Source organism: Pseudarthrobacter sulfonivorans (assembly GCF_001484605.1).
Lineage (GTDB): Bacteria > Actinomycetota > Actinomycetes > Actinomycetales > Micrococcaceae > Arthrobacter > Arthrobacter sulfonivorans_A.
Genome location: NZ_CP013747.1, coordinates 4,645,919 through 4,672,075 on the forward strand (window position 1 = coordinate 4,645,919; position 26,157 = coordinate 4,672,075).

General features: G+C 63.1%; 26 protein-coding genes. 17 read left to right on the forward strand and 9 right to left on the reverse strand.

Features of this window, described 5'->3' with window-relative positions; all coding sequences use genetic code 11:
• Positions 1-547 precede the first annotated feature (547 nt).
• Both leuS and AU252_RS21120 read left to right on the forward strand, forming a co-directional pair.
• Positions 548-3,079: a leucine--tRNA ligase gene (leuS, locus tag AU252_RS21115; RefSeq protein ID WP_058932391.1), complete on the forward strand. Its 2,532-nt coding sequence runs from the start codon at positions 548-550 to the stop codon at positions 3,077-3,079.
• Positions 3,080-3,136: 57 nt separating this feature from the next.
• The gene (locus AU252_RS21120) at positions 3,137-4,150 is read left to right on the forward strand and encodes a DegV family protein (protein WP_058932392.1); all 1,014 of its coding nucleotides are present in this window, start codon (positions 3,137-3,139) and stop codon (positions 4,148-4,150) included.
• 86 nt (positions 4,151-4,236) lie between these two features.
• Here the strand turns inward: AU252_RS21120 and AU252_RS21125 are convergent, their stop codons facing one another.
• On the reverse strand, positions 4,237-4,659 hold the full coding sequence (locus AU252_RS21125) for a YybH family protein (protein WP_058932393.1): 423 nt from the start codon (positions 4,657-4,659) through the stop codon (positions 4,237-4,239).
• 204 nt (positions 4,660-4,863) lie between these two features.
• Here AU252_RS21125 and AU252_RS21130 point away from each other — a divergent pair, with 204 nt between their 5' ends.
• The 4 genes from AU252_RS21130 to AU252_RS21145 all read left to right on the forward strand — a co-directional run bounded on the left by AU252_RS21130 (position 4,864) and on the right by AU252_RS21145 (position 8,961).
• Positions 4,864-5,751, forward strand: a complete 888-nt coding sequence (locus tag AU252_RS21130) for a ComEA family DNA-binding protein (protein ID WP_058932394.1) — start codon at positions 4,864-4,866, stop codon at positions 5,749-5,751.
• A gap of 1 nt (position 5,752) precedes the next feature.
• Positions 5,753-7,750: a ComEC/Rec2 family competence protein gene (locus AU252_RS21135; RefSeq protein WP_058932395.1), complete on the forward strand. Its 1,998-nt coding sequence runs from the start codon at positions 5,753-5,755 to the stop codon at positions 7,748-7,750.
• Positions 7,751-8,217: 467 nt separating this feature from the next.
• Positions 8,218-8,613 (forward strand): SOS response-associated peptidase, encoded by a 396-nt coding sequence (locus tag AU252_RS21140; protein WP_240484249.1) that lies wholly within the window; start codon positions 8,218-8,220, stop codon positions 8,611-8,613.
• Between the two features lie 60 nt (positions 8,614-8,673).
• Positions 8,674-8,961 carry a helix-turn-helix domain-containing protein gene (locus AU252_RS21145; protein WP_083510507.1) on the forward strand — a complete coding sequence of 96 codons (288 nt, stop codon included), beginning with the start codon at positions 8,674-8,676 and terminating at the stop codon, positions 8,959-8,961.
• A 274-nt stretch (positions 8,962-9,235) separates the two neighbouring features.
• On the opposite strand, the gene AU252_RS21150 is transcribed toward AU252_RS21145, so the two are convergent.
• Complete coding sequence (locus AU252_RS21150; protein WP_058932396.1) at positions 9,236-10,303, reverse strand: LLM class flavin-dependent oxidoreductase; 1,068 nt, start codon at positions 10,301-10,303, stop codon at positions 9,236-9,238.
• Positions 10,304-10,399: 96 nt separating this feature from the next.
• On the opposite strand from AU252_RS21150, the gene AU252_RS21155 reads away from it, so the two are divergent.
• Positions 10,400-10,990: a CGNR zinc finger domain-containing protein gene (locus AU252_RS21155; RefSeq protein ID WP_058932397.1), complete on the forward strand. Its 591-nt coding sequence runs from the start codon at positions 10,400-10,402 to the stop codon at positions 10,988-10,990.
• A gap of 64 nt (positions 10,991-11,054) precedes the next feature.
• On the opposite strand, the gene AU252_RS21160 is transcribed toward AU252_RS21155, so the two are convergent.
• Complete coding sequence (locus AU252_RS21160) at positions 11,055-12,020, reverse strand: GlxA family transcriptional regulator (protein WP_058932398.1); 966 nt, start codon at positions 12,018-12,020, stop codon at positions 11,055-11,057.
• Between the two features lie 135 nt (positions 12,021-12,155).
• Here AU252_RS21160 and AU252_RS21165 point away from each other — a divergent pair, with 135 nt between their 5' ends.
• Positions 12,156-12,794: an isochorismatase family protein gene (locus tag AU252_RS21165; RefSeq protein ID WP_058932399.1), complete on the forward strand. Its 639-nt coding sequence runs from the start codon at positions 12,156-12,158 to the stop codon at positions 12,792-12,794.
• 357 nt (positions 12,795-13,151) lie between these two features.
• Here AU252_RS21165 and AU252_RS23995 read toward each other — a convergent pair whose 3' ends face one another.
• The 4 genes from AU252_RS23995 to AU252_RS24710 all read right to left on the reverse strand — a co-directional run bounded on the left by AU252_RS23995 (position 13,152) and on the right by AU252_RS24710 (position 15,592).
• On the reverse strand, positions 13,152-13,325 hold the full coding sequence (locus tag AU252_RS23995) for a hypothetical protein (protein WP_157769038.1): 174 nt from the start codon (positions 13,323-13,325) through the stop codon (positions 13,152-13,154).
• A 598-nt stretch (positions 13,326-13,923) separates the two neighbouring features.
• On the reverse strand, positions 13,924-14,520 hold the full coding sequence (locus AU252_RS21170) for a hypothetical protein (protein ID WP_058932400.1): 597 nt from the start codon (positions 14,518-14,520) through the stop codon (positions 13,924-13,926).
• Between the two features lie 308 nt (positions 14,521-14,828).
• Positions 14,829-15,080: a transcriptional regulator gene (locus tag AU252_RS25070; RefSeq protein ID WP_430929455.1), complete on the reverse strand. Its 252-nt coding sequence runs from the start codon at positions 15,078-15,080 to the stop codon at positions 14,829-14,831.
• Positions 15,044-15,592 carry a hypothetical protein gene (locus AU252_RS24710; RefSeq protein ID WP_058932401.1) on the reverse strand — a complete coding sequence of 183 codons (549 nt, stop codon included), beginning with the start codon at positions 15,590-15,592 and terminating at the stop codon, positions 15,044-15,046. The genes AU252_RS25070 and AU252_RS24710 overlap by 37 nt, the downstream gene beginning before the upstream one ends.
• A 627-nt stretch (positions 15,593-16,219) precedes the next feature.
• On the opposite strand from AU252_RS24710, the gene AU252_RS21185 reads away from it, so the two are divergent.
• Both AU252_RS21185 and AU252_RS21190 read left to right on the forward strand, forming a co-directional pair.
• On the forward strand, positions 16,220-16,615 hold the full coding sequence (locus AU252_RS21185; RefSeq protein WP_058932402.1) for a hypothetical protein: 396 nt from the start codon (positions 16,220-16,222) through the stop codon (positions 16,613-16,615).
• Between the two features lie 39 nt (positions 16,616-16,654).
• Complete coding sequence (locus AU252_RS21190) at positions 16,655-17,839, forward strand: cation:proton antiporter (protein ID WP_058932403.1); 1,185 nt, start codon at positions 16,655-16,657, stop codon at positions 17,837-17,839.
• An 873-nt stretch (positions 17,840-18,712) separates the two neighbouring features.
• Here AU252_RS21190 and AU252_RS21195 read toward each other — a convergent pair.
• On the reverse strand, positions 18,713-19,444 hold the full coding sequence (locus tag AU252_RS21195) for a response regulator transcription factor (protein ID WP_058932404.1): 732 nt from the start codon (positions 19,442-19,444) through the stop codon (positions 18,713-18,715).
• A gap of 621 nt (positions 19,445-20,065) precedes the next feature.
• On the opposite strand from AU252_RS21195, the gene AU252_RS24850 reads away from it, so the two are divergent.
• Both AU252_RS24850 and AU252_RS21200 read left to right on the forward strand, forming a co-directional pair.
• Entirely contained in the window at positions 20,066-20,188 is a 123-nt protein-coding gene (locus AU252_RS24850) for a hypothetical protein (RefSeq protein WP_276203725.1), read from the forward strand.
• Between the two features lie 160 nt (positions 20,189-20,348).
• Positions 20,349-21,278 (forward strand): tetratricopeptide repeat protein, encoded by a 930-nt coding sequence (locus AU252_RS21200; protein WP_167349850.1) that lies wholly within the window; start codon positions 20,349-20,351, stop codon positions 21,276-21,278.
• 373 nt (positions 21,279-21,651) lie between these two features.
• On the opposite strand, the gene AU252_RS24005 is transcribed toward AU252_RS21200, so the two are convergent.
• Positions 21,652-21,948: a hypothetical protein gene (locus AU252_RS24005; protein ID WP_157769040.1), complete on the reverse strand. Its 297-nt coding sequence runs from the start codon at positions 21,946-21,948 to the stop codon at positions 21,652-21,654.
• Between AU252_RS24005 and AU252_RS21210 the strand changes: the two genes are divergently transcribed.
• The 5 genes from AU252_RS21210 (at position 21,947) to AU252_RS21230 (ending at position 25,535) form a co-directional block, all read left to right on the forward strand.
• Positions 21,947-22,606, forward strand: a complete 660-nt coding sequence (locus tag AU252_RS21210) for a hypothetical protein (RefSeq protein WP_157769041.1) — start codon at positions 21,947-21,949, stop codon at positions 22,604-22,606. The genes AU252_RS24005 and AU252_RS21210 overlap by 2 nt on opposite strands.
• 219 nt (positions 22,607-22,825) lie before the next feature.
• On the forward strand, positions 22,826-23,338 hold the full coding sequence (locus tag AU252_RS21215) for a hypothetical protein (RefSeq protein ID WP_157769042.1): 513 nt from the start codon (positions 22,826-22,828) through the stop codon (positions 23,336-23,338).
• 90 nt (positions 23,339-23,428) lie between these two features.
• A complete protein-coding gene (locus tag AU252_RS21220) occupies positions 23,429-23,773 on the forward strand; it encodes a hypothetical protein (protein WP_058932409.1) in 345 nt (114 codons plus the stop codon).
• A gap of 100 nt (positions 23,774-23,873) precedes the next feature.
• Complete coding sequence (locus AU252_RS21225) at positions 23,874-24,848, forward strand: hypothetical protein (protein ID WP_058932410.1); 975 nt, start codon at positions 23,874-23,876, stop codon at positions 24,846-24,848.
• Between the two features lie 12 nt (positions 24,849-24,860).
• Positions 24,861-25,535: a hypothetical protein gene (locus AU252_RS21230; RefSeq protein ID WP_157769043.1), complete on the forward strand. Its 675-nt coding sequence runs from the start codon at positions 24,861-24,863 to the stop codon at positions 25,533-25,535.
• The last annotated feature ends 622 nt before the right edge of the window (positions 25,536-26,157 follow it).

The following is a 26,157-nucleotide window of genomic DNA, read 5'->3' on the forward strand; positions in this document are numbered from 1 at the left end:
CATCGTTGTGCTGGACATTGACGCCAAGAATACATGTCAGGCTCCTCGACCTGAGACCGTCTTGTTTCCCCACAGACTTGACAATACTGTGGACTGATTGCGCTGGGTTGGCAAGGGTAGAATCTACCCCATTGAGCCACCCCGTTTCAGGGTTCTCGTTGGCGAAGAGATCTGGGCTACCTAATGGGCCCGGCGGCACTGTCCGCTTCGACGGTGCCGGCACTGGCCACGAGGATCTCGCCGGCTTGGAACTGGAGAAATCCTCGGGGCCGTCGACCACACGCACGCGCCCCTGCGCCCGGCCCGGACTGGCGCATTCCCTTAGCCTGGGCCTGCCCACCTGCAGTAGGTAGGCTAAAGTAGTCCTATGCGTGCGATCCTTCTGCTTAGCTAGCCGCCCGGTGTCCGGAAACAACCGGATTGCCGTGCGGCTGCCCCTCCATGGAGAGGGGCTTTTGTGTGTCCGGGCATGTTTCCGGGCCGGCGGCAGAGGGGGTCAGACCGTTGTGGCAGCACCGATGCCACAACAGAACAGAAGAGGGCAGCAGTGAGCGTTCAGCCGGAGACAGAGACCGGAACAACAGCAGTGGCGGCGGAAACACCCGAAGAGGGTGCCTACAGCTTCGCGGCGATGGAGGCCAAGTGGCCGCAGGTGTGGGAAGACCTTAAGGTTTTCACGCCTGTGGATGATGGTTCCCGCGAGCGCCGCTACGTGCTGGACATGTTCCCGTACCCCTCGGGTGACCTGCACATGGGCCACGCCGAGGCTTTTGCCATGGGCGATGTTGTGGCCCGGTACCTGCGGCAAAAGGGCTTCGACGTCCTGCACCCGATCGGCTGGGACTCCTTCGGCCTGCCGGCGGAAAACGCCGCCATCAAGCGCAATGCCCACCCGAGCGAGTGGACCTACGCCAACATCGACACCCAGGCGGCGTCGTTCAAGCGATACGCGATCTCCGCGGACTGGTCCCGGCGGGTGCACACCTCGGACCCCGAGTACTACCGCTGGACCCAGTGGCTGTTCAAGCGCTTCTACGAGCGGGGCCTGGCATACCGCAAGGACTCCCCGGTCAACTGGTGCCCCAAGGACCAGACCGTCCTGGCCAATGAACAGGTGGTCAACGGTGCCTGCGAACGCTGCGGCACCCCCGTCACCAAGAAGTCCCTCAACCAGTGGTACTTCAAGATCACCGAGTACGCTGACCGGCTGCTCGATGACATGGACGAGCTGCGCGGCCACTGGCCCGAGCGGGTTCTGGCGATGCAGAAGAACTGGATCGGCCGCTCCGAAGGTGCCCACGTCAACTTTGTGATCGAGGCCGTCGGCGGCAAGCCCGCCAAGGACGTCACCGTCTTCACCACCCGCCCGGACACGCTGTACGGAGCCACGTTCTTTGTTGTCGCAGCCGACGCGCCGATCGCCGTCGAACTCGTCACCGAGGAGCACGCCGCCGCCTTGGACGCCTACCGCGAACAGGTCAAGGCACTCACCGAGATCGAACGCCAGTCCACCGAACGCGAAAAGACCGGTGTCTTTACCGGCCGCTACGCAGTCAACCCGCTGAACGGCGAAAAACTCCCGGTCTGGGCCGCTGACTACGTCCTGGCCGACTACGGTACCGGCGCCATCATGGCCGTCCCCGCCCACGACCAGCGCGACCTCGACTTCGCCAAGACGTTCGACCTGCCCGTCCGCGCGGTGCTGGATACCGGTGAAGAGGATCCCAGTGTTTCCGGCAAAGCCACCTCGGGTGAGGGCACCCTGATCAACTCAGGCGTCCTCGATGGGTTGCCGAAGGCCGAGGCCATCCCGGCTGCCATCGACATACTGGAAAAGCAGGGTACCGGCGAGAAGTTCGTGAACTTCCGCCTGCGGGACTGGCTGCTGAGCCGCCAGCGTTTCTGGGGCACGCCCATCCCAATCATCCACTGCCCTGCCTGCGGCGAGGTTCCGGTTCCCGATGAGCAGCTGCCTGTCAGGCTGCCGGCGGACCTGCGCGGCGAGGACCTGTCCCCGAAGGGTACGTCCCCCCTGGCCGCCGCCGAGGCCTGGGTCAACGTTGACTGCCCCAACTGCCACGGGCCGGCAAAGCGCGATACCGACACCATGGACACCTTCGTGGATTCGTCCTGGTACTTCCTGCGGTTTGTTTCCCCGCAGTACACCGAGGGGCCATTCGACCCGGCAAAGATCAACGAGTGGATGCCGGTCGGCCAGTACGTGGGCGGCGTGGAGCACGCCATCCTGCACCTGCTGTATGCCCGGTTCTTTACCAAGGTCATCCACGACCTGGGCATGATCGACGCCGACGAACCCTTCAGTGCGCTGCTGAACCAGGGCCAGGTCCTCAACGGGGGCAAAGCCATGAGTAAGTCGCTGGGGAACGGCGTTGACCTCAGTGAGCAGCTGGACAAGTACGGCGTGGACGCCGTTCGCCTGACCATGATCTTCGCGTCCCCGCCTGAGGACGACGTCGACTGGGCGGACGTTTCGCCTTCGGGCTCCGCAAAGTTCCTGGCCCGTGCCTGGCGCCTGGCGCAGGACGTCAGCAGCGAGCCTGACGCCGATGTGACCGCCGGCGACCGTGCCTTGCGCTCCGTCACGCACCGCACCATCGCGGACGCCGCCGCGCTGCTGGACACCAACAAGTTCAACGTGGTGGTGGCCAAGCTCATGGAGCTGGTCAACGCAACACGCAAAACCATAGATGCAGCCGCCGGTGCCGGCGGGGCGGATCCTGCCGTCCGGGAGGCGGCGGAAGCCGTCGCCGTCATCCTGAGCCTCTTCGCGCCGTACACCGCGGAGGACATGTGGAACGTCCTGGGTCACCCGGCGTCCGTGGCGAACGCCGGCTGGCCGCTGCACGACGAAGCGCTGCTGGTCCAGGAGACCGTCACCGCCGTGGTCCAGGTCCAGGGCAAGGTCCGTGACCGCCTCGAAGTCTCGCCGGGGATCGGCGAGGACGAACTGCGGGAACTGGCGCTGGCCAGCGAAAACGTCCAGCGCGCGCTCGACGGCCGCGGCATCCGCACGGTGATCGTGCGAGCGCCTAAACTGGTCAACATCGTCCCGGCCTAGTCCGGGGCACCGGCCGCCGGGCCCAACCGGCGGCCGGCCCTAAACCAGGAGGCACCCTTGCCCGACCGTGACGCCGCTGCGTGGCTCTGGCTCCGGGAGCGTTTGGCTGCCCTCCGACCCGCGGCGCGCCAGGGCACGCCACTGCCGGCAGCCCCGGCGGCGCCCGCCGTCGTCGTCCGTACCGCGGTGGTGACCGATTCTGCCTCAGCTCTGCCGGCCGACTGGGTGCATGCCTGTGCGGGGGACGGACGCCTGACTGTCATCGCGATGCCTGTTATGGTGGGCGCGGAAATCTACGGTGAGGGCGAAGACGACATCACCGAAACCATTGCGCTGGCACTCGCCAGTGGAACGTCGGTGAAGACGTCCCGCCCGTCACCCGGACAGTTTGAACAGGTCTTCCTGGCCGCCGAACGCCTGGGCTACGAAAGCGTGGTCTCCATCCACATTTCCGGTGGCTTGTCCGGGACCGCGGATGCGGCGCGGCTGGCGGCCAGCCGCGTGACCATCCCCGTGGTAATCCTCGACTCCGGCACTGTGGGCATGGCCCTGGGCATGGGTGTGCAGGCCGCGGTGGCAGCAGCCGCCGAAGGGCGTGATGCCACAGCAGTAGCCGCCGCGGCGGCGGAGCAGTTCGCGCGAACCAAGGTCTATTTCTACGTGCCCAGCCTGGAACAGCTCCGCCGGGGCGGGCGGATCGGCGCGGCCGCGTCGCTGCTGGGGACCATGTTCGCGATCAAACCTATCCTTGCCGTCGACGACGGAAAGATCGTGCCGCTGGAAAAGGTCAGATCGGCTGCAAAAGCTGTCGCCCGGCTCGAGGAGCTGGCCGCAGCGGACGCCGCGTCGCGCCCTCGCGGCCAGGCCCGCCTCGCCGTCCACCACTTCGGGAATCCGGCTGAGGCAGAAGCTTTGGCAGCAAGGCTGTCCGCGGACCTGCCAAGCTGTCCGCCAGCCCAAATCAGCTCTTTGCCCGCCGTCCTGGCAGCCCACGCGGGACTTGGCGTGCTCGCGGTGATCGTGGGGGAGAGCGGCCCGCCTGCCCCGGAGCTCCCCGTGGTTTCCACATAGGGGTTTCCACATAAGCCCTGCCGGGCCTGTGATTGGTGGGATGCTTTCCTGCCGGGGGTGCGTTCGGATCGTGTGGTTCCCGGGCATCATTTTCGTAAGACGGCGTCCGGGGCCTGCGGTGTGGTGATCGGGTCTGCGTGCCGGTGCACGAGTGCCCAGGTGTCGCCTTCGAGCCGATAAATGCTCGTTACCCGTAGATCAAATGGCGATATTTGGTCGCCTCCTCCGACCTTGGCCTGCCAGTGTTCTATGTCCAGGAAGCAGGCGAGATCGGTAGTGACGTGCTTGGTGAGGGCATCAAAAGCCGTGACGCGTCCGTTTTTGAATCGTGCCGCCGCTGAGTCGAGGGCCTCTGATACTCGCTCCCAACCCACCACCGGAGGACCCCAGGGATTAGCAAGAGAGACATCCTTGCTGTGGGAGAAAATGGCCTTGACGGGTTCCGGGTGGCCTTTAGCAAACTGATTTACCGCTTGATGAAACTGCTCGATGACCTCGTCAAGCTGCATTGGTCCCACCTTCAGACTCATTGGGGTGTATAGGGTAAGCGAATCCTAGCGGCTCCATGCCCAGCCCGTCTGCGGCCTCCTGAATCTTCCAAACGGGCGGTGGCTGCCCTTGAGCCGGAGCTCCCCGCAGTTTCCGCATAGCGGTTTCCACATAGGGCAGGCCCGGCCTGTCACCGGCGGCGTTGTATCCCTAGCGTTGGGAGCATGTCACGCCGGGACGCTGGAGCAGCACGCCAGGGGGCCCGGCATGCCCCGGACCGGCTGCGGTCCACGCTGGGAGTCGGCCCGGGGCTTCTGCTGACCGACGGCGAAAAGGTCTTTGAGTACGACGGCGGTACTCACCTTTCCGGTGACGACGCCGCTTCGGGGGCTGCTGATGAGGCCGCTGCCGCTACAGGCAGGACAGGACCGGCGCTGAGATGGCGGGTGGGCCCGCGGGTCGCCCTGCTCATCGCCGCACTCGCGGTGCTGGGCGGCGCCTGGTTCTGGTCACAGGTTGCCGCCGGTCAGCCCGAAGTCATGCCACTGAGTGACATCTCTGCCCAGGGCGGCTTGAGCGCGGGGGAAGAAACCCAAGGCCAGGAGCCCCACGGGGCCGGGCCGCCTGAACTGCCCGCGGAAAGTCCACCGGCCGGCACGGTCATTATCCATGTGGCCGGGGCCATCGCTGTGCCGGGGATTGTTCAGTTGCCCGCTGGCAGCCGGGTTCACGAAGCAGTCGCCGCGGCAGGCGGAGGCACGCCCACAGCAGACCTGAACCGCCTCAACCTTGCTGCCGTGCTGGCGGACGGTCAGAAGCTCTACGTTCCCCAGGCCGGCGAAGAAATCCCCGCCGGTTCGTCCGGCCCACCCGGGGGACCGGGGGAGGAGACTGACGGCGGTGGGACCGCGTCCGTAGGAGGAAAGGTCAACCTCAACACAGCAGGCGTCGAAGAACTGGACGCCCTGCCGAAGGTTGGGCCCGTGCTGGCGCAGCGGATCGTGGACTGGCGCAAGGAACACGGCCCGTTCACATCGATCGAGGAGCTCGACGCCGTGGACGGCGTGGGTCCAAAGATGCTCGAGACACTCCTTCCCCTGGTAGGCGTCTGAGATGGCCAGGCGCAGCCCGTGGAGCCGCTTTGTTGACTCAGCCGTGCAGGGCCAGGGAGCTCCCGCAGCCCTCCCGGCACCCGTGGATGCGCCCGCCATGACTACGCCCGCCGGGGTTCAGGCCGCGGGGCTGAAGGTCCGCAGGCTGGGTGAACGCGTCGGGACGAAACTCCGGGGCCAGGAGCCATCGAGTGCACCAACGGACGCGCCGCGCCGGCGCACCGACGTCAGGCTGGCACTGCCCGCCCTCCTCGTCTGGAGTGCCGCCGTCGCCGGCGTCTGGCTTAGCCCTGTGGCGCTGGTGGGGCTCTGTTGCGGCTTGGTGCTAGTGGCCACGTGCCTGTTGATCCGGGCCTCGCGCGGCCGGGCGCTGGTGGCAGGCCGGCGGAGCTTTCTTATGACCACCGCGGTTGCCGTGCTGCTGGCCGCGACCGCCGCTGCCCATTCGGCCGTCTCCTCGTCGCAACGGCACGACGGGCCGCTTGCCGAAGCTGTAGCCGCCGGCAACTCTGTGGTGGCCATCCTGGAAGTCACCGGATCGCCGCGGGCCCTGACGGTCCCGGGAACTTCGGGGCCGCCCGAACGGTGGTCGGTAACGGGGCAGACGGAGCAGGTCACCGTCAGCAGCCGGGTCATCCGCACCCGTGCCCCGGTGGTGGTTATGGGCGGCAAGGGCTGGGGAGACCTGGTGCCCGGCCAGGTGGTCCGGACCGCCGGCAAGCTGAAGACACCGGACGCAGGCCAGCAGGAAACCGCTGTCCTGTCAGCCTCCCTGCCACCCCGTGCCGGCTCCGGGACCGGCAGCAGCGCCGGAGTCGATGATGCCTACGCCCCGGGCTGGCAGCTGGTCGCGAAGGACCTCCGCGTCCGGTATGTCTCTGCTGCGTCCTTCCTTGCCGCCGATCCGGCCGGTCTCCTCCCGGGCATGGTCACCGGAGATACCAGCGCCCTGGACGAAGGGCTCAATGCGGCGATGAAAACGGTGGGCATGACCCACCTGACCGCGGTCAGCGGTGCCAACTGCAGCCTGGTCCTGGGTGCACTGCTGATCGCTGCCCGCAGCCTCCGCCTGCCCCGGCTTCCCGCGGCAGGACTGGCGCTGACCGGCCTGGCAATGTTTGTGGTGCTCGTGGGCCCGGACGCCAGCGTCCTGCGCGCCGCGCTGATGGGTTCAATCGCCGTGGCATCGCTGGCAGGCGGCCGGACGGGCCGCGGACTCAGTTTCCTCTGCCTCGCAGTGATGGGCCTGCTCCTGATCGACCCCGGCCTCGGTACCAGCTTTGGGTTCCTCTTGTCGGTACTCGCGACCCTGGGCATCATCGTCCTGGGCCGACGGATGATTGACTGGACCCCCGCGGTGATTCCACGCTGGGCAGCCGCCGCCTGGGCCGTCCCGCTCTCCGCGCAGTTGCTGTGCGGCCCGGTGGTTGTGCTCCTGCAGCCCCAGTTTTCCACGTACTCGCTGCTTGCAAACCTGATGGCAGCCCCGCTGGTGGCACCGGTGACGTTGCTGGGAACGGCTGCCGTCCCGCTGGTGGTGACCGCACCGTGGCTGGCCACCGCCCTGATCGCCGTGGCCGGCACTTTCAGCGCAGGAGTGGCAGGAACCGCAAGGATCACGGCCGGATTGCCGGGGGCCGCGCTGCCCTGGCCCGAGGGCCCGTTCGGACTCCTGACCATGGTGCTGCTCTCCCTGCTGACCTTCGCCGGTGTGTGGCTGACCATCCGGCCGCGTCAGGTGTTGCCGTGGGTCCTGGCACTGCACGCCCGGACGGAATCGGTGTTGGACCTCCTGGAACGGCACCTGGGGGCCTCGTTGGCCCGGTGCTGGCCGGACCGGCGCGGGCCAGGCCAGCGTGGCCCCGGCTTGGTGGCGGCGGCCCACCGTGGCAGGCTTAGACACTGCACCAGAATTTCCGGGAGGAATCCACCATGGCCGCAGCCCAGACCACACGTACCAGGACTCCGGCGTCCAACACGGCCACCTGGCGGGACGTGACGCCTGCCGAAATCGTCCTGGTGGGCGGACCGGAGGAATACCTCGGCATCCGTGCCATGGACCATGTCCGCGCCCAGGTGCGCACGGCGTTCTAGAGGTGCGACCCAGTCAGCTATGAGCTTCCGATCAGCTGGATGCAAGGACTCAACCGACCCAAATCTGGCAATGTACTCAGCAGCGCGCTTTGAGTACGCAGTCTCGACCTCTGTGCCCGTCATGCAGCTACACAGTGTGGGCGGCATTACCGACGCTGTCACTACCGCTGGTTGGCTTAATTTTTGAGATTGGCCAGATATGGGGCATTGCCCCGGATCGACGGCTCGTAACGCTTCACTTCCTCGGTCTGAACATGGTCCGCGATGAGAATTAGCGCCGCTGCAGGGGCAGCGTCACGCTTCCCCTGAGCATGCAGCGTCAACAACTCAAAGACAGCGAGTGACACCGAGTTGGGAAACTCTCGGCGTGCATTGGAAAAGATCGCAAGCGAGGACGGTAAAAAGATTCCGAACTACCTGTACTCGGAGAACGAGCCCCTGTTGGGCTTCGCCGGTCTCTATGAGTTCTGGGCTGATCCGTCCCTGCCCGAGGATGACCCGGGCCGGTGGCTGCTCAGCTGCACAGTGCTGACCACCACCACGCAGGACGCCTTGGGACACGTCCACGACAGATCGCCAGTCATCATCCCGCGCGACCGCTTTGCTGAATGGCTGGACCCAGACCTGACCGACAAGGACGATGTCCAACACCTTCTGGACTCCTTGCCGGAACCGACCCTGACACCTCGGATCGTCAGCCCGCGGGTTAAAAGCGTGCGGAACAATGGGCCCGAGCTCATCGAACCCGTCGAGCCTGCCGCCAAATAAACTCATGTGGTACTCAATGGCACCATAACTAACCCGGCACCGAAACGAGGACACGCAGCGATGGGAAAGCAGGCCGAAGAAGTGAACCAGATGGAGGTCCCGGCACGGATGTCCTTTCCCAGGATGCTGTCCCTTGAGCAGGTCCAGGAGATCCTGAACCTCGGCATGCCTTCTATCTTTGCGCTCGTGAAAAGTGGTGAGTTGCGGGCACCGCAGTTCGGTGGACGCAACGTCTGGCGCGTGCGGGAAGATGATTTGGCTGCTTACATCGATGCCGCATATGCCAAGACCGCAGAGAGCATCGCATCAGGACAGCTCCCGGAAGGCGATAGTCCCATCGACAGTTAAAAGATCCAGTTTCCCACCCGACCTGCCCCAGCCCTCCCTACCTGGCGTGCAGCGCATCTGCATGTGTGCTCTGTACCGAAAGGCATCACTGTGACTCACGGTTATGCTGCACTTTTTGGGACGACATCCGGGACAGGCAGGTTACGGGGATGCCCCGGTCCAGATCGGGAGAGTGTCCCACTTAAGGGTGTTCCGGTTTGAAGGAAGTGGGACACCCAATCCACCCTGGGCTTGTCGTGTCACGGGGACGGTTCGACGACAGCCAGGCATGGCATTACATGGTCGGCATGTTGTAGTGGTCCGCGATCAGTTCCACTGTGCGTGCTTGTGCAGGGCGGGAGTGCCCTTGGACGACCAGCATTACTTCGTCGACACGCGTTTGGTCATGAAGCCCTTCCAGCCCGTTTGCCACTTCTGCTGCCGTTCCGTGAAGCGAACGGTCGGTGTATTCCTCAAGGACCTCCCTCTCGTGGACGTTGGCCTGAAAGGCTTCGACCTCTGCAGGAGGAAGGAGTGAAAAGGTTTTACGTTGGAACATTCTCAGCATTGCCATAGCCGACGTTGCGGACTGGCGCCGCGCCTCAACTGGATCTTCATCAGCAACCGCTCCTACGCTGACTAGGCTGTACGGCTCGTTCAGGAACTGGGACGGGCGGAAGTTCTCCCGGTAGATCCGCATGGCATTGAGGACATCGGCACTGCCGAACTGCAGCGCAAACGCGTACGGTCGACCGAGCCGTGCAGCCAGGTGCGCCGAGTAGACAGAGGATCCCAAAATCCAGATATCAGCGCTGGACTTGGCTTGCGGAACCCGGTTCTGCTCCGCCTGCCAAGGGCCCGGCACGGCAGGGACATCCCGGTAGGGATGATCTTGTGGGAAGTCGTTTCCAAGAAACCCGAACAGTTCCCTGATTTGCTCGGGAAAGTCATCGTTCGCCGCATGATGACGCCGTAGTGCCGACGCGGTAGCTCCGTCGGTGCCAGGGGCCCGGCCCAGGCCGAGATCGATCCGTCCCGGGGCCAGCGCGTTGAGCATGCCGATCTGTTCGGCGATCACCAGGGGAACATGGTTGGGCAGCATGATTCCGCCCGCGCCAAGCCTGATGTGTTCGGTCTCGCCGATAAGCCGGGCCACCATGAGCTGAGGTGACGGTATGGAGGCGCCGGGCATCGCATGATGCTCGGACATCCAGAACCGCTGGTACCCGCGTTGGTCGGCCAGCTGCGCAAGTGCAATGACGTCGTCGAAGACTTCCCGGGCCGAACAGCCGACCCCCGTGAGCGCATTGTCGAGCACCGACAGGACGAAAGGGGCGGTGCCGGAAGGACGTGAACGAATCATGAAACTGCCTCATCTATCACGGTATAAGGATGGCTTTGACGTGATAATCCACGTTAGTTCGCTATCACGTTAAATTGCAAATGATACCGTGAGTACATGACGAAGGTCCCACTTCCCACCGCTCCTGGAACCGCCGAGCACCTGTGCCTGGCACTGGCCAACAGCGTCGTTACGCTCCCGGGCGGGCAGCTGGCCGATGAACTCGACAATCCTGAAAGTGCCACTGCTTGGCTCATTAGGCATGACCTCGTGCCCGACGGCGCCGGACTGCTGGCGTACTGCCAGCTTCAGCTCACCGACCTGAGAAGGGATCTGCGTGCGGTGCTGACGTCACACACCGAGGGCCTCGCACCTGGTCTTGAGTCCCTGGAAGGGGTCAATCAGGCCCTGACCGCGGTGCCTACCGCCGCCCCGCTGCGATATGAGCCCGATGAAGGACTGCGCCGGGTTGCGAGCCATCCTTTGACACAACTCGTCGCCCACGCGATGGCGCAGATCGCGGAGGACGCGGCTGCGTTATTGACAGGACCCGACGCGCATCGCATCGCGCAATGCGCGGCCGAACCATGCGACCGGTTTATGGTCCGAACACATGCAAGGCGGCAATGGTGCTCCACTCGATGCGGTGCCAGGCAGCGGGCCAATCGCGCCTACGCGCGCAAACGGGACACGACTCCTGCACGCTGACTGTGGCGGTTATACCTAGTCTCAACGTTGCGGTTTGCTGGGCAGGGGTTGGGTGTGACGTGAATCAGCGTCCGGGCCCGGGGCTGAGCTGTGCGTCGAAGTGGCGTCTGTATTCGGTGGGCGTGGTGGAGAAGGCTTTTGCGAAGTTCTGTCGGAGGGTTACAGCGCTGCCAAAGCCGCAGTCGGCTGCTACCTGGTCTATGGACAGGTCCGTGGTTTCCAGCAGCCGCCGGGCAGCGTCGAGCCGTCGCGTGCGTATCCAGGAGGAAGGTGTTGTCCCTGTTGTTGCCCGGAAGGCGCGGATGAAGGTTCGGCGACTCATGTGCGCCTGGGTGGCTAGGCGTTCGATATTGAGAGGTTCACCCAGGCGGCCCAAAGCCCATTCGAGCAGGCGTGCCATCGGGTCGTCTGAGGAACGCGGCGGAAGGGGGTGTTCGATGTACTGCGCCTGTCCGCCCTCGCGGTGCGGGGCGATGACCAGACTGCGGGCGACCTGGTTCGCGGCCTCCGCCCCAAGTCGGCCCCGCACCAGATGCAGGCACGCATCCAGTCCGGAGGCCGTGCCGGCCGAGGTCAACACGTCACCATGATCGATGTACAGCACGGTTTGATCGAGGAAAACATCAGGGTGCCGTGCAGCGAGGGAATCGAACGCCTGCCAGTGGGTGACGGCAGCACGTCCGGTAAGCAGACCAGCATCGGCAACGGGGATAGCGCCAAGGCAGAGCCCCAGGATTGTCACGCCCCGCTGGTGTGCCTGCTGAAGGACCTTGCGCAGGGTTTCGCTGGGCACGCGGCCATCATCGAACCAGGAGGGCACCACCACGACATCGGCCTCTTCCGCTGCTGCAGGGCCCTGGACCTCTCCCAGCTCATAACCCTCAGCCGTTCGAACGTGGCCGGCCTGGTCGGAGAAAAGAACAGTGTTCCATTCAGCCAGGCCCTGGCGGGTGACCTCGTCGAAAACCATCTGCGGAACTGCGAGATGGAACATTGTCACGTCGTTGAAGGCGTATACCGCGATCCGCATAAGCCCTCTTTCGTGTTTTGGCCTGATTCAATCGTATATGGGCCTTTGTGCCACTGGTGGTCCTTGCCGGGAGCGCGAAAGATGGAAGGGTTGCCAGTAGGCGGCCAGCCACCATTACTTGGGAGATAGAACACCATGAGCACCCCCCGCCGCGCCCTTGTCCTTGTCGACGTCCAGCAGCAGTACTTCAGTGGACCTCTCGAGATCCAGTACCCGCCCCACCAGGAGTCCCTTCCGATGATCGTGCGGGCCATCGACGCTGCGGCCGTCGCAGGCATTCCTATTGCGGCCATACAACACAGCGCAGGTGAAGGGGCACCGGTCTTCGCCCCCGGGAAACCGGAATTTGACCTCCATCCCGACATTGAAGACCGCAGGACGGATGCCTGGAAGGGTGTCGTGAAGCAGTACGGCTCCGTCTACGCTGACACGGACCTTGCCGGTTGGCTTCGCCAGCATGACATCGACACCGTCACCCTCGCCGGCTACATGACCAACAACTGCATCCTGGCCTCGGCCGTTGAAGCGGAGTTCCTCGGCTTCAATACCGAAGTTCTCTCGGATGCCACCGGAGCCATCAACATCGCCAACGACGCAGGTTTCGCCGAGGCGAAAACAGTCCACACCACTCTGATGTCACTGCTGAACTCAAACTGGGCCGCTGTTGGCACCACTGATGCTTGGGCAGACGCCCTTGAAGCCCGGCAGGCTCTGGAAAAGAGTGATTTGGGCAGCTCGGCAATGGCCGGGACTGCCCGCCGGGCAGGGGCCTGAACGGCCCTCGCGGCTCGTCATTGGGGGAGCCGGGACCCGGCGAGGCCTTCGGCCGCCATGCTGGAACCTACTGACGGTATGGTGCGTTGCCCTGCTCCCGCTAAGGCTGGCAGCCACTGCCAGTCACATAAATCAACGACTTTACAAGGACATGTTGCATGAAGTGGATACTTCTGGCCTGCGCGATCATCAGCGAAGTGGCCGCGGCCCTGTCCCCGAAAGCGGCGCTGAATGATCCAGCCTGAAGCACTCAGGCGGGAAGGACGGGAAGTGACCCGTGGAGGGTGACAGTCCCGGATGTCGGCTTGTCGTCCTCCCCATAGGCGATGACGAAGACTCCGCTATCTGGGCTCAGTTCTAGTCGCGGCGCCCCGGTGGCTCCGAACCGATCAGCTGGACCCGTGCCGCAGCGGCAGCCGCCGGTGCCGCATTCGCTGAGCGGCGGCCGAGCTGCTGGAGTGAGACATAGACACTGCCGAAGATGAGCGTGGTAATAACCGCTGCCGCAAGCCACCCGATGACCCTTTTCATGCCTCTGGAGGAGGCCGAGTAGAGAGGCCGGCGGTGGCTGGGCGTAGGGCGAAGGTCTCAGTCCGCACTACCCCCAGCCGGCCCTGTTCACCACACTAAGGGGACGAGAACGGCAGGAACACGAGTAGCGGTTACCTGCTTCGACCGTGCAGGGCTACCCGCCGAGGCAGGCGAACGCGCCGCACTTTCAGTCTCCTCGTGGTTCTGGTCCCATGCCCCCGCTCTAGGCCGTTGGCACTCCTACTCTTACGGGGTTCTCTCAGCCCTTGCCGGCGCTCTGAGTGAGCGAGATGGGCAAGCAGACTCCCAGTAACTGCAATCCACAGAACCGCCGCGGCCAGGACAATAAGGATCAGGGTCAGGGGATGCATGTGGTCCTCCACGGGGGTACCTCGGTGTGGGACGGAACGCAACCGGCCCGGTTTTGGTCCCACATTCAGGAGGCCTGTTTGAATAATCGCAGGTTCGGCAGCCCTCCGGAAGTAGCCTCACACAAGGGCCATCCGGACTGGGGGCTAAAGTGTGGGGGGTGGAGATTACAGGCCGGTCATCGTCCGCAGCAATGATCCGGGCCATGCCCTCAAGAGGCGTCCTCCGCCTACTCCAGGACGTCCGCCATGTCGTCGAGGACCAGGTAGTCGCCGGCGGCCGGCTGGAAGCCGAAGCCTTCCCAGTAGCGCCGCAGGGCAGCCTTGGCGGCCTCATACTCTGGTGTGTCCTCGCCTGGGGCGCCGTCCGCGAGAACAGGTGCTGCCTGCAGAATGACCATGGCTGCTGAGCGGCCAATGGTGCACAGGATGGCCTTCAGGAACGAGTGGCCGAGATTGTTCCCGCGGAACTTCGGCGAGATCCAAAGAGAGGATAGGATCAGCAGGTCCCCGCCCAGTGCCATGTCCTCGATCAGGTCTGGACGTTTGAGGCTGAGCATCTCCCCGACGTTTGCCACCTCCTGGTTGACGGCATCCAGGGTGAGGAACAGGTCGATGATGCCCGCGTCAGGAACCAGGTACAGGTGGGCTTCCCCGACAGTGACTTCTGTGCCGTCCCCGCCGTCATCGTCCTCATCCCAGACGGTCCCGATAACCCTGGCGGTCCAAGACACCGGGTAGTCCTCCGGGTCGTGGTGCGCCCCGGGAACCCCGCGGAACCGGCAGCTGTAATCGAAGGTCAGGTACTCGGGAACCAGGTCGGCCATGGAACTCCTTCAGACGGGGTGTTTCTCGGGTTAGCCTACGTCCTGAGAAGCTCAGTGAGTCCGTCGGGAGAGGACGTCTTCCAACATATTTTTCCGGTTGAGCTAAAGTCCGGCGTTCGAATCCGCGGGAAGAAAGATGGTTGAGAGCGTGCGCAGCGGGCACTGGCCAATGAGCGACCCCTACCGCGACTCATTTCCAGGCAGGGCAGTAGGCAGATGACGTCGGGGCCACCCCCGTCAGTCGACCACGTCGATCAGCCGGCGCACTGCCGCCACATGGCCGCGCAGGGCCTGTCTGCCGAGATTGGTCAGTCCGACCCACGTCGTCCGCCGCCCCGCGTGGGTGCTCTTGCGACTGTAAGGTAGCCGGCATCCACCAACGCCGAGACGTGCTTGGACAGCACCGAGTCACTGACCTCGAGAATGGTCCGCCACGTCGCGAACTCCGCCTCCGACACCGCAGACAACATCGTGATTAGCTGGAGCCGCGTAGGGGCGTGGATCAACGGATCGAGTCCGTCAATCAGCCGAAGACCAGTAGCGCCGCGAAGCCCAGGCACGCGACCACGGCGAGGGCGCCGAGTAGCCGCGGGGAGGCGCCACTCGCGTGGGCGGCAGGATCGTGTCGGTACGCGTGCCGCCAGCGAGGGGCGCCGACCGCGCATGCGATTCCTCCGGCCACAGACGCCAGCGCGACGAGCCACCACAGCGATTCGAATGCGGCCCATATCCCGGCAGCAAGGGCGCCAAGGTAATGGAGCGAGGCGCTGGCCCCAGCCGCGAGGACGACCTGGGTAGCGAGACCGTCGACCCTGGCTCCGTTGATCCGGCGAAACCGGTGCAGCATGAGCGAAGCCACGCCCAGGAAGACCGCCAGCCCGGCCAGCACGAGAGCGAGCCCGGCGACTGTCTGCGCGGCGATCCCATAGGCTGCGGTGCAAAGCTGCACCGCGACCGCGATGGCGAACACCAAATAAAAGCCGGTCGGAAGTCGCAAGCCTGTGGTCAGTCGTTGGCGTGCCTGGTCCGCCCCGGCCAGAGCTGTGCGCGGATCATCCAAGGACCGGCTCATCCTGCTGAGAAAGCCGTGGCCAGCTGTGCAAGGAGCTAAGGGATGCTCACGTCTCAGGTTCGTAGCCGATGAGCCAGTGGAGTCCGTGACGGTCAATGACCGAAGATGAGGCTGCTCGCCACCCCGCATGGTCGGTTGATGGACGTCAGTCCCGGAGGCGCTTGACGCGCCAACGAAGAGAGCGAGTATCCGGCCAGGCAGCTGCTGTGGAAGCTGGAAGCCATTCTCGGGCGTCAGGCGAGAGATGGTCCTTCCGGGTGTTGAACGGCGATGTCCCTTAAGCCCTCAACCGCTTTGCCGACAACACGGGGGCGTCAATGATGTATCGGTGCCGGCCGGCCAGGGCCCCTATTAAGCCAGTCCGACAGCAGCGCCGCCGTTGACCGGGTGCAACGGCGTGAGTACTGTGAGTCCACTATCCATCCGCGCTGTGGAGGCAGCAATGGGCGGCAATTCCAAGAGCAGCACTGACTACGAATTCCTGACCGTCTGGCGCGGCGCGGGGACCCCGCATGAAGTCATGGATATTTTGGGCGCCGCGGCCAGGAAGCTCTCGCCCTTGAATTACGACGACGGCGCCCTGGTGCGGACCTCTCCAAGATCTCCGCAACCCAAGGAGTACAACGCATGCCTGACGAAAAGAAGGGCGAGGTCCGCTGGTTGCCGCAGCCGGAGGAGCGAGATTATCCGGGCGCGGCGGACTATCTGTCTTTACTTGAATCTGACGACGTCGTTGCCACCATTGTAGCGTCGCTCATGGTCGCCCCCATCCAGCATCGGAAGGCCAAGGACATTCTCCGGGCCGGGGGGCTGGTGCTGCTGCCCGAGGACAACGCCCACGTAGCATCGGACCTGAAGAAGATCAAGGAAGGCAAGAAACTCTCGCCCATCCTGATGGTCAGAGGTGACTTGGCACGGGGGATTCCCGCGCAGGTGGCCGATGGCTACCACCGGGTGTGCGCAAGCTACTACACGGACGAAAACACCGACATTCCACTCAAACTGGCTGACGCGCCCCGCTAACCACCGCAAACGAACCGCAACGCCGGTAGAAGGAGGGACGTGTCGTTCTTTCAGCTTTCGCTGATCGGCGCGGTCGCGCTCCTCGGTCCGCTGCTGGCGCTATCCCAGAAATGGCACCTTCCCGTGGTGCTGGGGCAGTTGCTGGCTGGTATCGCCATCGGGCGCACGGGTCTGGGACTGGTGGACTCCTCGGATCCCACGTTCACCTTTGTGGCCGACGTCGGGTTCGCCCTCATCATGTTCGTCGCCGGGACTCATGTCCCCGTGCGGGACCAAGCCATCCGCCCTGCACTGGGTGGTGGCGCCCTGCGTGCCGGCATCGCCGCAGTGCTCGCGGCCGCCGTCGGAATCGTCATTGCCTTTGCCTTTGGCACCGGACATGCTCCCCTTTACATCGTTCTGCTCGCTTCCTCTTCGGCAGCCTTGGTCCTGCCGATCGTCGATTCGCTGCGGCTGACGGGACCAAAGGTCCTGACGACGACGGCGCAAGTGGCGGTAGCGGACATCGCCTGCATTGTGGCGCTTCCGCTTGCTGTCGACCCACCCAATGCGCCGAGGGCAGCCGTCGGGGCAGCCGTCGTCGCAGCGTGCGCTGCGGTTTTGTTCTTTGTCCTTCGCTGGCTGGAGCGCAGCGGCACGCGCGGACGGATGCATGACGTGTCCGAGGACCGGAAGTTCGCCCTGGAGCTGCGGATCCAACTTGCCTTGCTCTTCGCGCTCTCCGGGCTTGCCGTCGCGGGCCACGTGTCCATCATGCTGGCCGGGTTCTCCTTCGGCCTGGTGGTCGCAGCGGTGGGAGAACCCCGGCGACTGGCTCATCAACTCTTCGCCGTCAGCGATGGCTTTCTAGGGCCGGTGTTCTTCGTCTGGCTGGGCGCATCCCTTGACCTGCGCACCCTCGCGGGAAGCCCCAGAATGATTCTCCTCGGGATTTGCCTAGGATTTGGAACGCTGCTGGTCCATGGAAGCCTGCGGCTCCTCGGCCAGCCTCTGCCGCTCGCGGTGCTTGCAGCGTCCCAGCTGGGAGTGCCGGTTGCCGCCGCCACTATTGGCTCCCAATTGCATTTGCTGGAACCGGGAGAAGCCGCGGCCATGATCCTCGGGGCCCTCATCAGTATCGGGGCGAGCACCATCGCGGGCTCACGGGCCGCCCGCATGTTTACCCAGCCCGCCCCGGCGCCGGCGGGCAAGCCATCCGAAGGCGGCCCGACCGTGGCTGCGTAGCGCACCTAAGGCACAGGGCGACTTCGCCGCCCGGTTCCTGGGCGCAGCGCGGGACAGACTGATTAGCTTGGAGTCATCAGGTACTTCTGCAGGACCGAGCGCAGAGCTCTTGCGGGGGAGGACACCCGTCCAAATACATGTCCCGAGGGTTCTTCTCTTCTCAAAACTCGATTCGGACTCCGAGCTCGACCTCACAGTTTCGAGAACTATTTGTGAGAACTAGCCCTTCAGGTTCGGGCTTGTCGTCAAAAGGGTGGTTAGCCGCAGAGTGTCATCCCATTGTGGCAGCTCGGCGCAAGCACTCTGATCTTCCCGGAATCGTCTGTTGATGAGTAGGGTCCGAGGTCCTTGCCTGCCCTCATCTCGAAACCAAAGCTTGACTAAGCCCAGTGAAGTTAACCTTCCCATTTGGGCTCCAGGTCGCATTGTTCCCGACTTCTAGAGGCCGCTGCCGAAACTTAGCCTGGATGACGCAGTATCCGTCCCACCGCCCGCTCGCCGGAACTGGATCGGGATAGTTGGCAAGACCCTCGAAGATCGCTTCCCTCCCACCATCCTTGCCGTCCCCGAATGGCCGGACGCCCGGTCCGAAAACGGCGATAGCAAGAGCGCGAGTCAAGTGCTCAAACTCTCGGGTGCTCATTCGGTGAAGTTGGTAATCAGCCACGCGCGTCTCCTAGAAGGTGCTTGTTCCTCTCTTCGCGGCGCCAGGTTCACCACTGGGTGGCCCTGCTGTTCGTTGCCTCGCTCGGCGTGCAGATGCTGCGCGTGTTCTTAACGGGTGCCCGATGCACGCCACTTGAGGAAGCTGAGCAGGTCCGATGATCGGGACTTGGGCTTGGCCGAGCGCTGCGAGATCGGCTGCGGGATCCATCACTCGCCCCTGAGGCGGCGGAGGGCGTCCACCCGGTTGTTGCTCCCGAGCTTGGTGTAGGCGTGCTCGATGTGCTTCGCGACGGTCCGGGGACTGCACCCGAGCAGGCGTCCGATCCCGGTCGCCTTGAGGCCCTGCCCGAGCAAGCGCATGACCTGCTGTTCGCGCGCGGTCAGGGAATAGGCCTCTGCGTTCGCTGTCTCCGCTACCCTGTGTGCGTTGCCCCCCGCGTATGCAGAATCGAGCAGTTGCAGCATCGGCTGGATCTGCTGGGCGAGCGAGGCGTCGTTGTCGCTGAAGTCATGGTTCCAGCGGTTCATGGTCCAGCAGTGGAAGTAGTCGACGCGGCACCCGGCCGTGAAAAGCACGAGCTGCCGATTCACGCCTACGATGGAGAGTGCTTCTTGGAAGGCGCGGGTTCTGTACAGCTCGAGGTCAGAGACCAGGTCGCTCAGGCGGCGGGGACGCCAGTCTCCGCCCACGCCGTCGGTTTGGACGCTGGCGGCGAACGGATGCTCGTCGTACATATCGAGCATCATCTTTTGCACATTGGCGCCGGAGTAGTGAGGGTAGGCCACTACCTCCGCCGTGCCTGCTCGGGCGTCCAGGGAACTCCAGGCTGCGTGGTCTGACGGGAAGAGCTTCAGAAGGAATTGGCTGGCGGCGTCCAGATAGGCGTCACGGTCCCCGAGGTGGTTCAGTTGCGCTGCGAAGTCGGCTGCAGGGTCCATGGCTCCCCTTTGGGGCGGGCGGGCTGCGGAAAGGTTAGGGCCGGCTGACCCCCACCTATTTGTACAAGAAGATTAGGACTGGCCGCCTATACGTACAAGTGCGTATTTACTGATTCTCGAACAGAGCGGGACGATGTAGCTGAAATCAATCGAGCCGCTGCCGCCAAATCAGGGAAAGGAGAGTGGTCCGTGATTCCCGGCTCACCCTTGCAAGGCCGTCCTGTAACCAGCGCGCGCCTGGTCCGGCAATGACCGGAATTCCTCCAGTTCCCGGTCCCTTCCACTGAATCGCAGCGGCACCATCGGCCGGCCCATGGGAAGAGTATGGCACCAGGATGCGGACGAGGTCACGGTGCTGGGCTCTTGTAGTCATTTAAGTACCAGCAAGGATACTGCTGCTGCCCTAGCCGACAGAGTCTGAACGCACCGATACATCCCTATCCAAAGAACCAGGTGAACAACATGATGAATCGAACCAAGCGTCTGATCCTCACAGCCGCCGCAGCTGTCGGCCTGGCAACGTTCACTGCAGCACCAGCCTTGGCCGGGTATGTCCTGAGCAATCATTGTGAACCTGAACTTGAGCCTTAGATCCATCCATTCTGAAACGAGGTGAACATCATGAAGCGAACCAAGCGCCTGATCCTCGCAGCTGCGGCTGCCGTAGGTTTGGCAGTCGCAGCAGCGTCCCCGGCCATGGCAGGAATTGCCCTGACCAATCATTCCGAGCCCGTTGTAGGCTGACATGCCTTTCGGCAGGATGAGGGCCAGGCGATTGCACCGTCTGGCCCTCAATTCCCTGGCTTCGGGCGACATGCAGCGAGCCGGGCTCTTGGCCGAACAGGCCCTGCGGCGGCTCCCAACTAATGACCCAACCCTTGGACACGTGATCGAAAGGGTCACAATGATCCTCACCCTCGCCTCAGTTGCCGACGCGTCACGACACCTCAGAGAAGCCGCTGATTGGCTGACCGAAGCTGCCACACTCCTCGAAGACTTTCCGAATTCCGCGATACGGGATACCTGGCTGGCAGAGGTTCTCACACGACTCGGGGATAGCTTGCGCCAGGCCGGACACCATGGAGAGGCCCTGGAAGCTCTGCGTCATGCCTGCGCTCTCGCCGAGCAGAACGGTACCGAGCCGCTACGCACCGCAGGGGCCCACAACGCATTGGGGATACTTGCGAAAACCACGGGAGACTACCCACGAGCGGTCCATCATTACGCCCAGGCACGACTACTGATTGAGACCACGCTGGGTACGGATGCACCTGAATTGGCGAGTTTGCATCACAACCTCGCCGGCCTGTTGCACATCCAGGGCCTGTACCTCAAAGCGGAACCTGAGATCCGTACCGCACTGGAGCTTCGCCGAGGTGGCCGGCTTCCCGACAGGGCCGGAATCGCGGCCGACCTGTCAGTTCTTGGCGCAGTCCTGGCCGGCCAGGGCCGGTTTGAGGAAGCCAAACAGTCTCTGGAAACGGCCCTTGGAATGTGGGAGTCCCTTTACGGCCCGCAGCACTACGAGGTAGCAGTCCAGCTCCATAACCTGGCAAGCATCCATCAGGAGGCCGGTGACTTAGACGCCGCCAATGTCTACTTCGTCCGGGCCCTGGATATTAAGGAGCGTACGCTCGGCGGAAGCCACGTCGAGATAGGTGAGGTGCTTTGTAACTTCGCCTCACTGCGGTGCGAGCAAGGCTTCACGGCGGAAGGCCTAATGCTCTACGCCAAGGCCTTGGCCATTTTTGAGGCCTGTTTTGGCCCCGATCACCCGAAGACGCAGATGTGCGCGGGGAGGCGAAGTCGTGCCGCAATGGCTATTTCCAAGTGAAACTACAATCTAAAGGACTTTGTTGAAAATGAGAATCAAGCGAGCGAGAGCTCCTAATGATTGGGCGAGTGTCGTGAATTCCTCGCCTGGGCAGAAGTGAAACTGGACTTCAGGAGCGCGGGAAGATCATCAGCGATAGGTGCTTACGCAATCGTATTGACAAAACCTAGCGGTCGGGCCAATCTCAGAAGCACTAGATTCATGCCGTTGCTGGCGTGAATTCTCAAATGCCTGAATATACATCGGATCATCTCACGGTTGGCGCTGGGACGCCCGCGACTTGGCCGAACAAAAGTAGGACGCCATGTCTGTGCGCTCTCCAAATCGCTATATACCGCATCGCCTTGGCGCGGAATCCGTCAGGCGCTGGGCGTCAATGAACATGGACATCATGCTGAATCTCGCGTTGCAGGTTCATTGTGAGGCAGACCACCTCATCGAATTTCTCGTCGGTTCGCCCGAGTTCGGGAAATTCCGGCGAACCGACGGTTCCTTGGGGGCCGATAGTCTCGTCCCGCCGGGAGAACATAGTGCCGGTTGCATCGAAATTAGAGGAATTCACACAAGGAAGAGGAAGGCGAAAGCCAAGGACGGGAGCAGCAGACCCTTCTTCCGGTCGCAGCTCGAACTCTGCGGCGAAGCCCGGAGCAATCGAAAGGAAAAGAATCATGAAAAAGCCATCGCCGCGGGAATCTGAGGTCATGCCCGCTGCATCAGGGGCAAATCTAAACACTGTTCGAGGGATTGCTATTTCTGCAGGGACCGGAGGGCTTCTGCTGGTCGCCTATGCAATCCTTATGAACGTGAAACCGCGGGGCTGTATCGCCGATGAGTGTGTCGGTCAAAGTTACCGCGCAGCGGGGCCATTGGAGTCAGCCCTGGCCCTAGCGGCCATCGGGCTGATGATTGCGACGGCGTTGGGTCTCTACCAGATGCACCGCTTCGAGGGCCGGGGAGCGCGAATAGTGCGGATAGCCTCCCTCATCGCTGCAGCCTCAATGTTGGTTGGGATTCTAGGGCTCGTGATCAACAACGTCTTCTTCAATTCAGGGCTGGTGTACTTCCTAGTTGCTTTCCCCGGCATTCTCTTGGCCATGTTGGCCTTCGCGGTCACTGGCGCAGGACTGATGAGGTCCCGGGTTATGCCTCCGTGGGCAGGAGCAATGTTGATCCTGACATCTCTACTGCTGCTCGTCCACAACGATCAGAACGAGCTGATTCTCCTCGTCATTCCCTTCGGAGTGACCTGGATGGTCCTGGGCGGCTTGCTGTGGTCGACGACCGCATCCTCCAGCAGCAGATGGCACGCCCGTATTCAGCATGTGTGAGGGCCCATTACGGGAAGCCTCAACGCGAGCCGGCACCAAGTTCCGGCCCTTGCCATCAACCACTGAACTCAATTGAAAGGAAGAGTCATGGAACAGCCAACGGCGCATGGACGAGGAAATACGCCGGACGCATCCGGGGCAGCAAATCCAGGCACTGTTCGCGGAATTGCTATTTGCGCAGGTCTGGGCGGACTTTTTCTGGTCGCCTACTCAATCATCATGGCACTGAAACCTGCCGGCGTGGTCAGTTACCTCGAAGCCGGACCACCCCTGATGTTTGCGGCCCTGGGCCTGATAATTGCCACGGCAGTTGGTCTCTTCCGGATGCACCGTTTTGAAGGCAGGGGAGCGAGAGTCGTGCGGATAGCAACCCTGATCGCCGCAGCCTCGTGGCTGATTGCGGTTTTGGGAGTTGTGGTCACGGCGGTTTTCTTCCAAGGAGACTCATCGCTGGTCTACGTCCTGGCCGTTTTCCCCGGGCTTCTCGTGGGCATGCCGTCCTTCGCAGTCGCGGGCGCAGGACTGATGTGGTCCCGGGTGCTGCCTGCCTGGTCAGGTGCGCTGGTGGTCCTGACATCACTGTTGCTGTTTGGCTTCAACGCTGAGGACGATCGCATTCTCTTTGTCATTCCCTTCGGGCTGACGTGGATGGTCCTGGGCGGCCTCCTGTTGTCTGCGGCGCGTCATCACCCAACACAAGACGGCACGCCCGTACGTACTCAGCATGCATAACACGCGTTGTTGAATTACGAAGGACTGACTGTCATCCCCTGAACCAAATTTTTCCGACCCTAATCATCTGGAGAATTGAAAGGACTTGTCATGAAAATCAACAAGGTTATCGGACTGGCGGTACCCGCAGCGGCAGCCTCAGCGCTACTGCTCCTCGGAACAGCGGTGCCGTCACAAGCCGACCACACCCACGTCAAAGTCGTGGGCAGCGGTGAATGCATCGTTCTCGCCGAAGGCTCGGGCGAGTCCCATGTGGACCTCCCCACCGCAGTATTCGCGGGCAATCCCAACGTAGACATCGTTGAGGCCGACGGGCTGACACATCCGCTGCACCTTCTTGTGCACCGGGGAGTGCCCGGAGACAACCTGTCGCTGTACGTGCTCGGCAGCCCGGCAGCCTTGGCGGCATGCCCTGGCGAGTTCGTCAACCGGTAGGAGCGACAGGGCAGAAACCTGAGTTTGAATCCGAGGCCGGCCCCGCACGGGCCGACCCGGGATCCTATCTTCTGATCACCCCGGCCTCAAAGGACGTCCAATGACTGAAGTCATCGTCGTGGCATCCGCGCTGCTTTTCCTTGCCGGGACGTGGCTTATCGTCATCTGGGGCGACAAGACCATTCAGCCGCCGGTCAATGACGGGGCATACCCGAACCGCCGCGCGGCCCGGTCTGCTGCAGTTCGCCGATACTTCTGGTGGGCCAATGTTGGCTGCTTTGCGGCTTTGATCTCCGGGCTGCTCATGGCATGGCCCGGTGGCCGTTTAGTGATACGTATTCTGGCGGAAACTTCCCCGGACTCGGCGCAAGGCCGCATTACGGACGCTCAAGCCACTGTCGGACTTGTAACCCCTGACGGGACCTTGGCGTTACTGCTATTCGCCGGCATGCCGACCGGATTCGTGGCAGCGCTGATTTACCTGGTCATCTACCGCTGGCTCCCCTCGGGAAGACTGTCCGGGCCGCTGGCAGGACTCCTGGGGCTCATCGTGTTCGGTACCGGTGTTGAACCCTTCAGAACCGACAACGTCGACTTCACTCTTATTCGCCCTGGCTGGCTGTCGGTACTGCTGTTCACCGTCCTTGCGGTGCTGCAGGGGGCAATCGTGGCAGCCGCGGCGGGCTGGTACAGCCAACGGCTTCCCCTGCCCTCGCGCCGGGCCGTCCCGGCATACTTGCCACTACTCACCGCTGTTCTGACGACTGTGGTTTTTCCGCCCGCTGCGGTCCTCATCCTGGTCGGTGTGCTCCTAGTCATGGCGTGGCCGGGGGTGGCGACTGGCCGACATCACGGGTGGGTTTCTCGCACGTACGTTTGGCCCGGGAGAGCGCTCCTTGGGCTGGCTGTGCTCCTGGCCCTGCCGGCGTTCATCACTTCGGTAGTTTCATCGTGTCTGTTTAAGCGTGAGTCGCATGGCAATATCCGGTCCGCGGCGTCAGAGGACCCCTCGAGGATGACACTTTTTAGCTGTACACCCCCACGATCCAACGCCACGCTCTCCCGGGCTGCCTGAACGGAACCTTCAATGAAAGCTTCAACTGGAAACCTCGCTAACAAGATGCTTGGCCACGGCCCTGGCGTCCTCTGGGCGATGTTTGTCGGAGGCGTGCTGTGGGTCGTCCTCGGATACTTCCGGTTCCTGACTCCCTTGGGGTTGGACGTCACATTCCGGGACGACCTTGGGTACTCCCAGATCCTCAGAACTGAATTGTTCCTGCTGTACAACCTGCCGGGTGTTCTGGCGCTTCTGTTGACCGCCTGGGCCGCCCTTTCGTACCTGACCACCCTTCGCACCGCACGCACCGGGCTGAAGCGCGCGGCGCAGGTATTTGCGCTGCTGGCGTCTCTTTTGGGCCTCGTCGCAGCTGCGGGTCAGATAATTCAAGTCGATCCCCTGACAACGGGCGGTCTCCGCCTTGGTGCACCAATCCTTGGCTTGGCCCTGTTCCTGGCCGGACTGAGCGTGGGAAGAGACAGCAATAGGCAAGAAGGACATCAGCGATTACTAGTGCTCGAACTGATACTGCTGGGCGTCATCGGGATGGCCACACTTCCTGTGGGGACGATAATTTACGCCTTGGCGCTGCTGCCCCACGTATTTGGGACCGGCCTATCCGCCCTGTTCGGTGCAGGCTGGATCATTCTTGGCTTCAGTCTCCGCAACGAGACGGTCAAGGATGCGGGAGCCGCCTACGCCTGAATGTCGTTGAATCGCGATCAGGAGTCAGTCCCGCATCGTTCAACGACTTCAATGTTGTGTTCACCGAAGACTCGGCGTCAACGCAGGCGTTGCCTCAAGATCCGAGATGCTTCCTTGTGGGCTGGCGGCCTGCGGAAACTTTCCAACGCCAGGTCAGTAGCAGCGACAGTGGCAAGAAGCCGACGAGTGCGTGGTACAGGAGATGCCATCGGCCTGGAAGATCCCAGCCTTCCGGCGCGTGCTCGCAGAATCCTGGAGCTTCAGCTCCCCACAGATTTGCCGGTACGCAGGGGCTGAGTAGGTGAGGTAGTGCCTCGCCTCCTATGAAAACGACAAGGGGGCCGGCAGCTGCCAGGGCGCCAAGTATCAGGCCGCGCCGATTCCGCGTCCGTGGAGTGGCCAAGGTAAGCAGCAAGGCAAGGGCGCCGAGGAGTGCCGCGGTGGCAAGAAGTGCCATTGGAATCACTACGGGCATGTCTTCAAGGGTTAGGGGTCCGTCAGCGCCGCCAAAACATGGTGGACTCGGGCAGGGGTTTGGCGCAGGAACTTCGCGTTCGGGGGCTGGGCTCCAGATCACGGCCGAAATGATGCCGCCCATGACCGCCATGACAGCAGGCAGCAA